Source organism: Synechococcus sp. R8-2, from assembly GCF_047461715.1.
Classification (GTDB): domain Bacteria; phylum Cyanobacteriota; class Cyanobacteriia; order Thermostichales; family Thermostichaceae; genus Thermostichus.
Genome location: NZ_JANSHQ010000663.1, coordinates 1 through 795, shown reverse-complemented (window position 1 = coordinate 795; position 795 = coordinate 1). Strand labels below are relative to the sequence as shown.

Here is a 795-nt window from a genome sequence, read left to right as displayed (position 1 = left end):
CAGTGCGGGGCTTAGCTACCCCCACACCCCCACAAGCTAAAGGGTTGGGAGGAGCACGGGGATCCCCTTTCTACTCTTGATCCAAGTGAGCTACGGGAGCTTTTTGGGCTTGAGCTGTTCGGCGTTTTTCGCTGCCAAATCGGGCAGAATCAGAGAGAAGCTCGCGAGCAGATTAAAAAAACAGGATACGCTCGTAACAGCGGTGCAGAGCAGTATGTTCAGAGCCCACGACTCTGCCGGCTTGCGCGTTTTGATTGCAGTTGCCCTGTTGCTGGGGAGCATGGCCAGCTGGCGGCAGGATCGTCTTTTGGCAGTGATGGGCCTGGTGGGTGCAGCCGCCATCTCTGCCTTTACCCGTCCGGCCATCTTGGCCTACAACCGTGGTCGAGAACGGTGGCTGAACCGGGATTTGCTGGGGGCTATTGAACAGCTCAGCTTGGCTCTGCAACGGGATCCCTGCCTGGCCAACGCCTACATTTTGCGGGGAGAAGCCTACTTTGCCCTCGGCCAAGTTCCCCAGGCCCTGGAGGATTTCGGCCAGGCGATCCGGTTGGCCCCGCGGCGACCAGAACCCTATTTTTATCGCGGGCTGATTCGTCAATCTCAGGGGGATCTCCAGGGAGCAACGGCGGAGTTTGCTGAGCTGGTGCGCCTACACCCCAATGTCCCCCACCACCTCAGCTTGGCCAACCTGCTCATGCAACAGGGATCCCTGCCTTTGGCCCTAGCTCATCTGGATGAAGCCATTCGCTTGGATCCCACCTCAGCGCTTGCCCATTCCCAGCGGGCCCGTTT

At 59.4% G+C, this 795-nt stretch carries 1 protein-coding gene; it reads left to right on the top strand.

The window, feature by feature from the left end; all coding sequences use genetic code 11:
- Positions 1-214 precede the first annotated feature (214 nt).
- A partial coding sequence (locus NW819_RS13650) for a tetratricopeptide repeat protein (protein ID WP_414414080.1) occupies positions 215-795 on the top strand: 581 nt, incomplete at its 3' end.